This window comes from Sulfuricurvum sp. (assembly GCF_028712165.1).
Classification (GTDB): Bacteria; Campylobacterota; Campylobacteria; order Campylobacterales; family Sulfurimonadaceae; genus Sulfuricurvum.
The window spans coordinates 1-13,366 of sequence record NZ_JAQTQR010000072.1; the positions used below are offsets into that span (position 1 = coordinate 1).

General features: G+C 44.5%; 11 protein-coding genes. 2 read left to right on the plus strand and 9 right to left on the minus strand.

Annotated features, from left to right (window positions below; genetic code table 11):
• Positions 1 to 1,081 (minus strand): type I DNA topoisomerase (gene topA / locus PHP90_RS11550; RefSeq protein WP_299929972.1); only part of this gene is annotated, 1,081 nt, incomplete at its 3' end.
• Between the two features lie 156 nt (positions 1,082 to 1,237).
• On the opposite strand from topA, the gene PHP90_RS11555 reads away from it, so the two are divergent.
• Entirely contained in the window at positions 1,238 to 2,689 is a 1,452-nt protein-coding gene (locus tag PHP90_RS11555) for a flagellin B (protein ID WP_299929975.1), read from the plus strand.
• Positions 2,690 to 2,856: 167 nt separating this feature from the next.
• Positions 2,857 to 4,308, plus strand: coding sequence for a flagellin B (locus tag PHP90_RS11560; RefSeq protein WP_299929978.1), 1,452 nt, complete (start codon positions 2,857 to 2,859; stop codon positions 4,306 to 4,308).
• A gap of 101 nt (positions 4,309 to 4,409) precedes the next feature.
• On the opposite strand, the gene PHP90_RS11565 is transcribed toward PHP90_RS11560, so the two are convergent.
• The 8 genes from PHP90_RS11565 to pseI all read right to left on the minus strand — a co-directional run.
• On the minus strand, positions 4,410 to 6,371 hold the full coding sequence (locus PHP90_RS11565; protein ID WP_299929981.1) for a motility associated factor glycosyltransferase family protein: 1,962 nt from the start codon (positions 6,369 to 6,371) through the stop codon (positions 4,410 to 4,412).
• Positions 6,372 to 6,383: 12 nt separating this feature from the next.
• The gene (locus tag PHP90_RS11570) at positions 6,384 to 7,721 is read right to left on the minus strand and encodes an amidase (RefSeq protein ID WP_299929984.1); all 1,338 of its coding nucleotides are present in this window, start codon (positions 7,719 to 7,721) and stop codon (positions 6,384 to 6,386) included.
• Positions 7,718 to 8,851 (minus strand): N-acetyl sugar amidotransferase, encoded by a 1,134-nt coding sequence (locus PHP90_RS11575; protein ID WP_299929986.1) that lies wholly within the window; start codon positions 8,849 to 8,851, stop codon positions 7,718 to 7,720. The genes PHP90_RS11570 and PHP90_RS11575 overlap by 4 nt, the downstream gene beginning before the upstream one ends.
• Complete coding sequence (locus PHP90_RS11580) at positions 8,848 to 9,390, minus strand: GNAT family protein (RefSeq protein WP_299929989.1); 543 nt, start codon at positions 9,388 to 9,390, stop codon at positions 8,848 to 8,850. The genes PHP90_RS11575 and PHP90_RS11580 overlap by 4 nt, the downstream gene beginning before the upstream one ends.
• Positions 9,381 to 10,685, minus strand: a complete 1,305-nt coding sequence (locus PHP90_RS11585; RefSeq protein ID WP_299929991.1) for a DegT/DnrJ/EryC1/StrS family aminotransferase — start codon at positions 10,683 to 10,685, stop codon at positions 9,381 to 9,383. The genes PHP90_RS11580 and PHP90_RS11585 overlap by 10 nt, the downstream gene beginning before the upstream one ends.
• On the minus strand, positions 10,685 to 11,644 hold the full coding sequence (locus PHP90_RS11590) for a Gfo/Idh/MocA family oxidoreductase (RefSeq protein WP_299929994.1): 960 nt from the start codon (positions 11,642 to 11,644) through the stop codon (positions 10,685 to 10,687). Before PHP90_RS11590 ends, PHP90_RS11585 begins: the two co-directional genes overlap by 1 nt.
• Positions 11,641 to 12,654, minus strand: coding sequence for a hypothetical protein (locus PHP90_RS11595; RefSeq protein ID WP_299929997.1), 1,014 nt, complete (start codon positions 12,652 to 12,654; stop codon positions 11,641 to 11,643). The genes PHP90_RS11590 and PHP90_RS11595 overlap by 4 nt, the downstream gene beginning before the upstream one ends.
• On the minus strand, positions 12,636 to 13,366 hold a 731-nt coding region (gene pseI / locus PHP90_RS11600), incomplete at its 5' end, for a pseudaminic acid synthase (protein WP_299930000.1). The genes pseI and PHP90_RS11595, both read right to left, overlap by 19 nt.

The following is a 13,366-nucleotide window of genomic DNA, read 5'->3' on the forward strand; positions in this document are numbered from 1 at the left end:
ACGTTGCCGCGATCTCAGGGGTAAAGGCGAGCATGGTAGGACGGATCGCTTCATGCGCCTCTTGTGCCCCTTTGGATTTTTTCGTATAAACTTTTATTTCTTTAGGCAAATACTCTTTGCCGTATCTCTCCAAGATCACTTCACGCGCCGCTTCAACCGCTTCGGCTGCAAGGTTCAAAGAATCGGTACGCATATAGGTGATGACCCCGGATGTTCCCTCAGGAGTTTTAACCCCTTCGTACAACGCTTGGGCAACCATCATCGTCTTTTTCGGCGAGAACCCGAGCTGCGAACTGGCCGTTTGCTGTAACGTCGACGTCATAAACGGTGGAGGAGTAGAAGATTTACGCTCTTTGGTCTCGATTTCTCCGACTTTGAAATTTTCACCTTTTAATATTGCCACGATCCGCGCAGCTTCATCGCCGGTTTTAATCGTGAGTTTGTCGATTTTCTCATCTTCAAAGCTGACGAGTGTCGCTTCGATATCTTTTTTGAACAGCGTATCGATAGTCCAATACTCTTCGGGAATAAACGCGCGAATTTCACGTTCACGATCGACAACGATTTTTAGAGTAGAAGATTGTACCCGTCCTGCCGATAACCCTTTTTGGATTTTCGAAGCAAGGAGCGGTGAAAGTTTATACCCTACGATACGATCGAGTAATCGGCGTGCCTGCTGGGCATTGACGCGATCCATATCGATGGTGCGGGGAGTTTCAAGTGCATGGATAATCGCATTTTTGGTGATCTCATGGAACACAATCCGCGGTAAAGATTCAGGGTCTTTATCGATCGCATGGGCAATGTGCCAGCCGATTGCTTCTCCTTCGCGGTCTTCATCGGTCGCGATATAGATGGTATCGCTTTTTTTGGCCAATTCCTGTATTTGTTTGACCGTTGCAGTGCTGTCTTCACTGATCCGATATTCGGCAACGATTTTCTCGTCATCGATTTTAATGCCGAAACGATTTTTCGGGAGGTCACGGATATGCCCTTTGGAGGCAATAACCTCGTAATCTTTGGTGAGAAAGTTTTTAATGGTCTTGGCTTTAGCCGGAGACTCTACGATGATGAGTTTCAAAAAGTGAATCCTATATATATGGATGAGTTGCGAAAGTGTAACAAAATTTTTTACAAAATCGTTAAAGTTTTTCTTTTAAGTCCCGATATAGTCTGTAACAGCAAGGACGCTGAACTAACTTAAGAGCGAAAAGCTCTTGCGATAAAAGGATTTATCATGGGTTTCAGAATTAACACGAACATTGCGGCGATGAACGCACACACAGCGGCGAATGTAAACAACCGAAATTTGGACAGTTCACTTTCTAAATTATCATCAGGTCTTCGTATCAACAGTGCGGCGGATGATGCATCAGGTATGGCGATTGCGGATTCTCTACGATCACAATCAAATGCTCTTGGACAAGCGATTTCAAATGCGAATGACGGGATTGGGATGATTCAAACTGCCGATAAGGCGATGGATGAGCAACTCAAAATTCTCGACACGATCAAAACGAAAGCGACACAAGCGGCACAAGACGGTCAAACAACACAATCACGTCAAGCTCTTCAAAAAGACATTGCACGTTTGATTGAATCATTGAACAATATTGCGAATACTACTTCGTTCAACGGTCAAAATATGTTGGCGGGTTCATTCACCAACAAACAATTCCAAATCGGTGCGTATTCGAACCAAACGGTAACTGCCTCTATCGGTGCTACCAATGCGGAGAAAATCGGTAACGTACGTTATGAAACAGCTAATACCTTTACTGAAGCAGGTGCGGCAGTAATGGCGTTTAGTGTTGCCGGACGTGATATTACCCTTGAAACCGTTCAAGTGGATTACTCTGCGGGAAGCGGTATCGGTAAATTGGCGGATATCATCAACAAAAACTCAGACGTAACCGGTGTACGTGCAAGTTATGTAGTTGAACAAAAATATGCTGCGGAAGTAGCAGCCGGCGATTTCTCGGCGATTTCGATCAACGGTGTTAACATCGGTACCGTTAGCGGTGTCTTGGCAGCGGATTCAGACGGTCGTTTGGTTGCGGCAATCAATGCGCAAAAAACAGAAACCGGAGTTGAAGCTTCTATTGACAAAAGCGGTAAATTGACCTTGAAATCGGTTGATGGACGCGGTATCCACATCAGTTCAGAGGGTGGAAATCTTTCTGCCGACAACTTCGGTCGTTTGACATTGAGCCGTTTGGATGCAGGGGATATTAAGGTGAGTGCTGGCGGTACGTTGATCGTATCTACATCGGTCTCTGATGTATTGAACCTTTCAGATGCATTGGCAAATGTTACCAGCTCACAAGCTGAAGCGATCGGTGCATTGTCGGTTTCGACGAACGGTGCGGACGTAGCGGGCGGTATCGGTGTTGGGGTTACGACTCTTAAAGGTGCGATGGCGGTTATGGATATCGCTGAATCGGCTCAAAAACTTTTGGATAGTATCCGTTCTGACCTCGGTTCGGTTCAAAACCAATTGGTATCGACGATTAATAATATTTCCGTTACTCAGGTTAACGTTAAAGCGGCTGAGTCAAATATTCGTGACGTTGACTTTGCGGCAGAATCTGCAAACTTCTCTAAATTTAACATTCTTGCGCAATCGGGTTCATACGCGATGACACAAGCAAATGCGGTACAGCAAAACGTTCTTCGTCTACTACAATAGTAACGAGCTAGGTTAACTGCTATTTTAGATGTCTCCCAATGGGGGGCATCATCTTCTTTTTACTCCCTCTAATTTCTTTATTATTGACTCAATAAGTTTTTGGAATATTTTTTGCTTTTATATCCATTAGAATTGCACGGATGCAAAAAAATTCCTAAGGATTTATCATGGGTTTCAGAATTAACACGAACATTGCGGCGATGAACGCACACACAGCGGCGAATGTAAACAACCGAAATTTGGACAGTTCACTTTCTAAATTATCATCAGGTCTTCGTATCAACAGTGCGGCGGATGATGCATCAGGTATGGCGATTGCGGATTCTCTACGATCACAATCAAATGCTCTTGGACAAGCGATTTCAAATGCGAATGACGGGATTGGGATGATTCAAACTGCCGATAAGGCGATGGATGAGCAACTCAAAATTCTCGACACGATCAAAACGAAAGCGACACAAGCGGCACAAGACGGTCAAACAACACAATCACGTCAAGCTCTTCAAAAAGACATTGCACGTTTGATTGAATCATTGAACAATATTGCGAATACTACTTCGTTCAACGGTCAAAATATGTTGGCGGGTTCATTCACCAACAAACAATTCCAAATCGGTGCGTATTCGAACCAAACGGTAACTGCCTCTATCGGTGCTACCAATGCGGAGAAAATCGGTAACGTACGTTATGAAACATCCAATACTTTTACCCAAGCAGGTACGACTGTCATGTCATTTAGTGTTGCCGGACGTACAATTACCCTTGAAACCGTACAAGTGGATTACTCTGCGGGAAGCGGTATCGGTAAATTGGCGGATGTTATCAACAAAAACTCCGATATTACCGGTGTACGTGCAAGTTATGTAGTTGAACAAAAATATGCTGCGGAAGTAGCAGCCGGCGATTTCTCTGCGATTTCGATCAACGGGATCAATATCGGTACCGTTAGCGGTGTCTTGGCAGCGGATTCAGACGGTCGTTTGGTTGCGGCAATCAATGCGCAAAAAACAGAAACCGGAGTTGAAGCTTCTATCGACAAAAGCGGTAAATTGACCTTGACGTCCATGGATGGACGCGGTATCCACATCAGTTCAGAGGGTGGAAATCTTTCTGCCGACAACTTCGGTCGTTTGACATTGAGCCGTTTGGATGCAGGGGATATTAAAGTGAGTGCGGGTGCGACGTTGATCGTATCAACAAGTGTAAATGATGTATTGAACCTTTCAAATGCATTGGCAAATATCACCAGCTCACAGGCTGAAGCGATCGGTGCATTGTCGGTTTCGACGAACGGTGCGGACGTAGCGGGCGGTATCGGTGCCGGTGTTACGACTCTCAAAGGTGCGATGGCGGTTATGGATATCGCTGAATCGGCTCAAAAACTTTTGGATAGTATCCGTTCTGACCTCGGTTCGGTTCAAAACCAATTGGTATCGACGATTAATAATATTTCCGTTACTCAGGTTAACGTTAAAGCGGCCGAGTCAAATATTCGTGACGTTGACTTTGCGGCAGAATCTGCAAACTTCTCTAAATATAACATTCTTGCGCAATCAGGAAGTTATGCGATGACTCAAGCGAATGCGGTACAACAAAACGTCCTTAAACTACTTCAATAGTTTTAATCATGCAGCGTGAGCTGCAAGGATTGTTTCTGTGAAAGCGTATTGACCTTGTTACTAACAAGGTCAGGTAGCAGCCTTTTGGCTGCGTAATATACTCAAGCTTCTACTTTTCCTTCAAACTCTTTTTTCTCAGGTATTACAATTTGATTTTTTAGCTCTTCAGGCCATCCTTCGGTTGCTCGGATAATCGTGTCGCGTATCGCGTTTAATCCTCCGGCTAATGAAAACAGCCAATAGCGATGCTGCATCACCCACTCAACCAGTTTACTAATCTTTTCTTCTTCGGAATAAACCGGACGGATTTGGACTTGTGCCAAATCAAGTTCAAAATGGAGAATATACGATTGAACGGTATCAACATACAGGTTGGTAAAAAGTGCATCATCAAAAAAAGCTTTGACTCTGTCTATATCGGATGTAAGTTCTGAAAGCCATTCGAAGGATATCTCTTGCAATTTATCAGCGTCTTTGAGCGCTACAAATTCTTCTGAAGCCTCTTGGACCTTGATGAACACTTCTTCAACAACCTCTTGTTTGCGGATAGAGTCGGCAATCCACAGATTCGTTTTTTTGATGATTGCAGCATGTAAAACTTCAACTTCCGATTCGGGTGTTAATGCTGGATGAAACGGTACTTTTGGTGATGTTAAATCGACATAACGATCCGTCGCTTCCTGAAAAGTGAGCTCGGTTGCTCCAGGGATACGAGCTCCTCCTTCGGTACAATTGTAGGTGGTAATATCACGGCTGTTGGCGATTGCACGTTGAATGTAGTTGTTAAACAAGACCCAATACTCGGTTGTCCGAATGGTGCCGTTGCCACCCCATCGTTCAACGTATATTTTGTGTCCGGAAGCATTTTCTTCGTTTTCACCATAAACGTGTCCTTCAGCATGAGAGGTGTCATCATCTCCAAACGCCAAATCTTGTCCGATCAGAAAAACCTGTTTAAAATTAAGGGCAATAGCCAGTTCATGAGCAAGATTCGCAGCGCTCATACCTGTGCCGATATAGCCATAGTCGTCAAGATCGAAAAATTGGGTATATCCATGCGGACGCATGGAGAGCATTAGAGTACCCGCCCGTACGGCATCGATTACTTTTTGGTGAACAATGGAAACAAATACGAAGGTAACGTCTTTTTGAAAATCGAGGCTGTTGTTTTCAAAAAACTTTGCCGTTTCTGGAATTCGTTCCAATGCGGTCACGAAATCGGGTTTGATGCCATGTTTTTCGAGAATAGGGAAACTGGCATCGACACAAATAATGGTCACATAGTCTTGGATTTTTTTCAATAAAGGGAGCTGTTTGGTAAGACTTGGCCCTGTAGAGACGACGATTGCCGTATCCGGATAGGCATTTTTTGGCAAATCCCGTACTTTAGGGCCTGATACCATACGCGGTAAATTGCGAACGTGATGTTCGATCCCCATTAACGAATCGATAGAACAGTTGCCGTGTCCGATGATAACGGAATGAAATGAATCGGCCATAAGCTGAAACAGTTTAGAGATTTCGTCGGGAAAATATTGATCATAATAGCTGCTATTGATTTCGATATCAAAAAGTTTGGCAAATATTTTCCCTTCACTATGGGAGAGATAATGGACGGCACGCGGTAAATCTATATGAGATGCAAGGTCCAAAAGCAGTTTTCCCGATTGAAGATACGAAGATAAATCGATCATATTCAAAACAATGTAAAGAAGCTCGATTTCGGGTTCTATTACGACGATACGTTTGAGCTTTGGATCATGAAGCAGTAAGTTGACTAAAATCCCGTTTCCGATTCCAAACATATAACGATAAGGAATATGGGCACGTTCCTCTAGAGTTTTGGAAGCGGCCAATACATCTTCGACTGGTTTCGAATAGAGAAAAGATTGATTGCGTGTATCCAAAATGTTGATATCGACAGGATCTTTCCCCTGAAAAACTTCATAACGCTCATTGGTCATAATAGCAAACAGTTTGATGACGAGAGGAGCATTGTTTTTTGCGAGAGCCTGTAAGTTTTTTTCAAAAACAGGGTTGATTTCAGGAGAAGAGTTATTCATAAGAATCCTTGGTTAATGTTTTGGGGTCTTGGGTGCTATGGTATGGAGTATATGCCGAGATTCGAGATGCGTCAAAAAGTCTATTAAAAGTTTATCATTATATTTTCGTGCTACGGCACTGACGCCGATAGGTAAGCCATGCTCACCCGTTAAAACCGGTAATGTTGCTATCGGAAGCCCCAAATACGTCCAGATAAGATTCGCATCCGGAATATCGGGCGTTGTGAGTCCGATAGGAGCTTCATCTGCGGTGGCAAGGGTGATTAAAATATCGTATGACTCCATCCACGTGTCAAATTCACGGGTTTCCCTGGACTGTTTTTCGAGTGCTTCTTGGTACTCTTCTTTTGAAATACGGAGCCCGTCTTGGATAATATCGTAAAAGATAGGACTCATGAGTTCATGTTTGGCATATTCATCTTTGAAATAATAGGCAAGTGATTTGTCATAAATAGTCTGATGGGTTGCATGGATAGTAGTGCAAAAAGCTGGAAGGGTTACCTCTTCGATCACGAATCTCGGGTCATTCAGCTTTGTGCACCATTGGTCAAATTGTTCTTTTGCGTAAGGGGAAGCTTCCTCCCACTTCGGATGTTTGACGATACCGATACGGTAGATTTTATCCGGAATTGAGATATAGTTATCGATATACCGATGGACAAATTCATAATTTTCTCCATGGACACGAGAGGCTTCAAACATCAGATTTAAATCATCAACACTACGGCTGAAAAACCCAAGGGTATCGAGAGAATCGGTCGTTTTTAAAACACCGATACGGGGCAGGACGCCAAACGTCGGTTTAAATCCATAGATTCCGCAATAGCTTGCCGGTCTGCTGATCGATCCGGCTGTCTGTGATCCCAATGCGACCGGAACCATCCCCGTGGCAACGGCTACGGCTGAACCGCTCGAAGAGGTTCCCGGAGAGCGGGAGAGATCATGAGGATTTCGTGTTTTATCCTGATAATGGACGGCAAACTCCGCCGTCACCGTTTTACCCAGCATGATTGCACCGGCGCGTCGGAGATAATGGATAAGGCGTGCGTCATTTCCGGGGGTAAAATCGCTCCATAGCGGCGAACCCATTTGGGTCGGCATATCAAATGTATTGTAAATATCTTTCACGCCGACAGGGATTCCGTAGAGCGGGTAATCTTCTTGGGTATAGTCGCTGATTTTGGTTAGCTGAGCGTTAATAGCCTCTTCATTAAAATATTCCCATGCACTGACAATCGGATCAATCTCGCGTATTCTTTCGATACATGCTGCCGTAATCTCTGCCGGAGTGATTGACTTTGATTTTAAGAGTGTTAATAATTCGGTTGCACTGTAATCGGTTAGGTTCATCGGCTCTCTCTAAATTTTCCTTGGCGCATTGCTTTGAGTACATCGGTGTATTCTTCTTCAGTGATATTTGCCATATCTAAAAATTCGTCCAGATAGGCAGGGCGTTGCTGATCGTATTTTTTAGCGATTTCAAACCCTTCTTCCCGAGTGAGCAGCCCGGCACGTACATCGGCGCTGGCCTGATCGGTTCCGCGTCCGAATCCACGTTTGACGTATTTCATATGGTCATGGAGGGTTTCGAATTTACACTCATTCCCTTTGAATCCTTTGTAATGTCCAGGGCGGTGCTCTTCGCGCCAGTCGTACTCTTTTTTAATGAACTCCATTTGTCGTTCGTCATCCCAAAAGAGATAATCGCCTAAATGCAGACCGACCACTCCGACACGCTCGATATCTTCAAAACTTGGAAGCTCGAACGGTTTGAGATCTTTACGGGTGATCTCCTCGTCGATCATTTGCTCAGGGTAGAGTTTTGCAGAGACTTTCGTAAAATAATCGCGATCGAATTTTTGGACGTTATCTCTAAAGTCGGCTCGACCGCTGCTCTCACACACCGACTCCCCCCAGATAAGGAGAGGAATATTGAATTTAACAGCGATTTGGAGAGGGAATGCCCCTACACCTGCATGACAATGCCAGCAGGAGTCCCCGATTTTATAAAATGATTTTACAAAAAGTTTTTTGACCAAAGCTTTGTTCGGTGTAAACATAATATGATCAATTTCAAGTTTTTCAAGGGCGTTTTCGAGATTATATTTGCCGGTTTCCGAATACCAGTTATGGTTGAAAGTAACGGCAAGAGGTTTCATCCCATATACTTTTTTGAGTACATGAAGCTGAAATACGCTGTCTTTTCCTCCGCTGATCGGAATAATGCAGTCGTAGTTGTCTCCCGCTTTTTCTTTATAACTCTCGAGTGTCTCACGTAAAACAGCTTCGCTTTTTTTCCAGTTAATACGCATTTTTTGCTCTTGAGCACGGCAAGCTAAACAGATGCCGAGTTCATCAAACTGCATCCCTTCGTTAGAGCTCGGCATACAGCAGCGTGTACAGTATTGAAGGTAATCTTTGTATAGAGGTTCACCATACGTATCAGGAGGGGTATCGGTAAAAGTCATTTGTTTAGTCATATTGGCTCCTTTATAGAAGTATTGTTTATCAAACCATATTCCACTACATCGGCAAATTTTCCATTTTTAAAAATGGCATCTTTTCGTCGACCCTCTTCGCTCATTCCAAGTTTAAGCGCGAGATGTTGCATTGCTCTGTTTTCACAATGAGTACCGCAATAAATGCGGTGGAGCATTAACGTATTAAAAGCATAGTCGATCAATAGTTTTCCCGCTTCATATCCGATCCCTTTTCCGTAAGCGGAAGGCTCTCCGATCAAAATAGCGAACTCGGCATTCCGGTTTTTCACTGAGATTTGCTGAAGGGCTATATTGCCGACATGACGGCCGTCTTCATGCAAACAGATCGCAAAAACAGCATATGCCGGATTGTCGGTTACACTGGCGATATAGGCCTGTGCCATATCACGTGTATAAAGGGTGTCACCGTGAGAATTGTATCGGCATACTTCGGCGTCGTTCAGCCAATCGGGATAATTTCCATTCGCATCACTTAGCTCGAGCGGACGTAAATATAGGTGCTTCCCTTCTAATCGCATAAAAGCTCCGAACGGTTTTCCCACACTTTTTCAAACGCTTTTACGACATCGTCCATGTCATTTTTTGTCATTCCGGGACGCATAAACTCATGTGTGACGAGACGATTGAAATGCATCTCTTCAGTGATCGGACAGAGCCCTTTTGGATAGGTAACGTTACTGAGATTGAACGGGTATCCGTCTTTGCCGAAAGCAATGCGCTCTTGATAGAGCGGTTGGAGATAGAGGGGTTTGACGTAGCCGTAGCTTAACAACACAGTAGACTCTTCTCGGAGCAGGGTAGGAGGAAGTTCGGCTTTTACAGCATCAATAAAGCTATTACGGTGCATTCCTGCTCTCTCAGCATCGAATTGGAGGGGATGAACATAGAACGCGTGCTTTGTGCCTTCACGGATTTTAGTCGGTTTTATGCAGGGTATTTGTGACAGTTTTTCATTTAAATAGGCGGTATTTTCAAGTCTCTCTTCCAGTAGTGCAGGAAGTTTCTTGAGCTGTTCCCGAGCGATTGCCGCTTCGATTTCAGTCATCCGGTAGTTGAAACCAACCATGTTGATCAGATCATTTTTATCGGTGATCCCTTTTGCCGAAAGGACCGCTTCGGCATGATTTCGGATGAGGCGGAGTTTTTCGGCCAGGGTGTCATCGTCGGTGACAATAATCCCCCCTTCGCCGGTATGGATGTGTTTGTGGTAATTGAGCGAATAGACACCGATATCGCCCAGTGTTCCGGCATATTTATCGCCCAACATAGCTCCTGGAGCTTGAGCCGCATCTTCAATCACATAGAGATTGTGTTTTTTTGCAATGGCATTGACCGCATCGCGATCATAGGGTTGACCGAAAATATCCACGATTATGATCGCACGGGTGCGGGGAGTGATTTTAGACTCAATGGAACGGGGATCGAGACAGTAGTATTCTTCTTCGATATCGGCAAAGATAGGAATGGCGCCGTAGACGAGAGCGGCTGTTGCGGATGCGCTCATCGTGTAGGCAGAGACGATGATTTCATCGCCGGGACTGATACCGCAGGCGCCTACTGCGGCATAAAGACCACTGGTGGCAGAGTTGACACTGATGGCGTGTTTGACGCCGAAATACTCGCACCATTCCGCTTCGAGCGCACGTACTTCAGGCCCGCCGTAAAAGTCGGCATGCCATGTCCCAAGATAGGTGGAAAGTTTGCCGCTTCGAAGTACCCGAAGGGCTGCTTCTTCTTCCTCAACTCCGATGGTATTGTATGCGGGGAAAGGGGCAGTTCTGAGTTTCTCTCCGCCGTTAATTGCAAGTTTCATTATCGGTATACCTTTGTGAAAGTTTGAAAAATCAATTTGTGGATATGGAGATGTTTTTTGAAAATATCGCTACAGGTTTGGTTGCTTTCACGGAGTAAAAACTCCAATGAATCAAGTGCATAACGTGAGAGATTGGTACTAATACTCTCTTGGAGCGCAAGGGTAAAATATCCCTCATACACACTGGACGGAACACGAGAATGTATTTCGATTTTCTCGCCTCCCTCTAGAAGTTTAATCACTCCCTTTTCGAACCAAATTGTAAGTTCAAACAGTGAATATTCAGGAGATTGCAAAACCGATATGCTTCCGTCTCCTCCTTGAAGCGAAATGCCGAATTCACCGCATAGATCGCCATTGCAATGAGATGCTCCGAACGGTTTGATGGATTTTAGGTTTCCTAAAAAATGGCTCAAAACTCCTAATAGATGGGAACCGTTGTGTAGCAGTCCTTTGGTGCATACTCCTTGAAACCCGAGAGCCGTTCCAAATTCCCCGTTTTTGATTCGCAAAGCGAGGGCTATAAATGCATTGTTGTATCGGCGCATCAAATGGATCAGAATTTTCTTGTGGGTGTGTTGGAGAATGCCGACAAGAGAATGGAACTCCTCTTTAGTAGCGACAATCGGCTTTTCGCACAATATCATGGAGCAATCGCTTCGTTGAATCAACGTTGCAAGATCGTGAAAATGCGCTGAGGTTGATGAAGCAATGGAGGCAATGTCATAATGCTCGTCCTCGCCGATATCATCAACCGAATAGTATCGATGTACTTCTCCCCATCGCTCCATAAAGGCAAAAACATTGAGCTCAGAGGGCTCGCATATAGCACTTAAGTGTGTATTGGGACAGAGCGAATACGCATGGGCATGACTGGCGATTGCTTTAGAAGAGGGGGAATCGATTAGTCCTCCGATACTGCCTGCTCCGATAATGAGTGCATTCAGAGGTTTCTTCATTCAAACGCCTTTGTGAGAGTGTTTATAAATGAAGCAAAATCCATACCGAATTTTTCAATGCTCAGTGATGAAGGGAACAAAAGTTCGGGAACAAAATCATCTAAATTTTTCAGTTGATGCGTTTGAGGCAGTGGAAGGTGAAAATCTCTGTTGTGTGATGGAAGATATGAAATGACCGGCTTGTTTAGAAGTGCAGCGATGTAGAGTGCCATTGTGTCAAATCCGATAATCATTTTGGCGCTTAAGAGTTCATCGGTTAAATCGGCAGTGTGTGCAGAATGAATCTGAATCGGTATGTGAGAATATTGCTTTAATATTAAGCTGTATTCAGAAGATGTTTCACTCGGGTGAAGTCGGATTGTGAGATTTTCACATTTAAATTGTCCGAAATGATCTAAAATGTCTCGGAGAGCTGTATACTGGGTGAATCCCCAGTACAGAGGATCTCCATAGGTTTGTTGTGCAACGGCATCAGTCGGTTCGCTTAAAAATAAAAGAGTGTTCGATGGAACAATAGTCCGTTTTTGTGCCTCTTCAATAAGGGCCTTTAGATAATAATTGGAGAGTTTTAGTGGATGGGGAAGGTTGAGTGAGCGTGCAAGGACGTAGGCTTTTTCATCGGATACGGCGGTAAAATCCCCCAGATTTTCTATCCAAGTTTCATCTGGATAGTCGAAACGTTCCCGATAGTTGCTCCAATGATCGAGAAATGCGACCGTAGGGATACCGTGTTCTTTGCAGTAGTGTACATAAGGACGCTCGCATTTTTCTTGCCATCCGGTTCCGAAAAGAAGAATATCAGGATGGATTGCTTCGAGTTGCTCGGAGGGATTGTTGATTGGGCTGAACATGAGACCGTGTCGCTTGCAGATGATTGCCATAGGGCTTTCAGGAAGGGCAAAAATATGCCAAGATACAAGTGCCTCATGTTCACGGATAAATGCGCAGATTAGCTCAGAACTGCCGGCATCGTGAGAGACAACGGCGATCGTCATTCGACGAATTCCCATGTCATCGGAATTCCCTTGATAGCATCTTTCGCAAACCGTTTTCCGAGAATATCCTGTAAATGTTTTGGAGCCAATCCAAAACCTGGGCGTACGGAACGGACATTTGCGGCAGTGATCATCTCACCCGCTTTTACATTTTCTGCAATAAAAAGACTGCGGGAAAATTCGCGTGATTTCAAACTTTTCGGACTTAACGTATAGGTGACATTTCCCAATAACTTTTCGGTATCACGTACAGCATCTACCATCGCTTTAAACTCTGCCGGTTCCAGACTAAATGCGCTATCGGCTCCACCCATCCCCCGATCCAGAATAAAATGTTTTTCGATAACGCGCGCCCCGAGGGCAACGGCAGCTACGGGAGCACTCAGGCTCATGGTATGGTCGGAAAGACCCACTGAGACGCTGAAACGAGAAATCATATCGGAGATCGTGAGGAGATTCATCTCTTCGAGTGAGGCAGGATAGGCAGAAGTACATTTGAGGAGAGTAATCTGATCGTTTCCGACGCGTTTACATGCATCCAATGCATCTTCTATGTCACTTAGAGTTGCGATACCGGTAGAGATGATAATCGGCTTTCCTTTAGCGGCGGTATATTCGATGAGAGGGATATCGGTGATCTCAAAACTGGCGATTTTATAGGCCGGAACATTGAGACTGGAGAGAAAGTCTACGGCACTCGGATCGAAAGGTGAAGAGAACGCTTCCA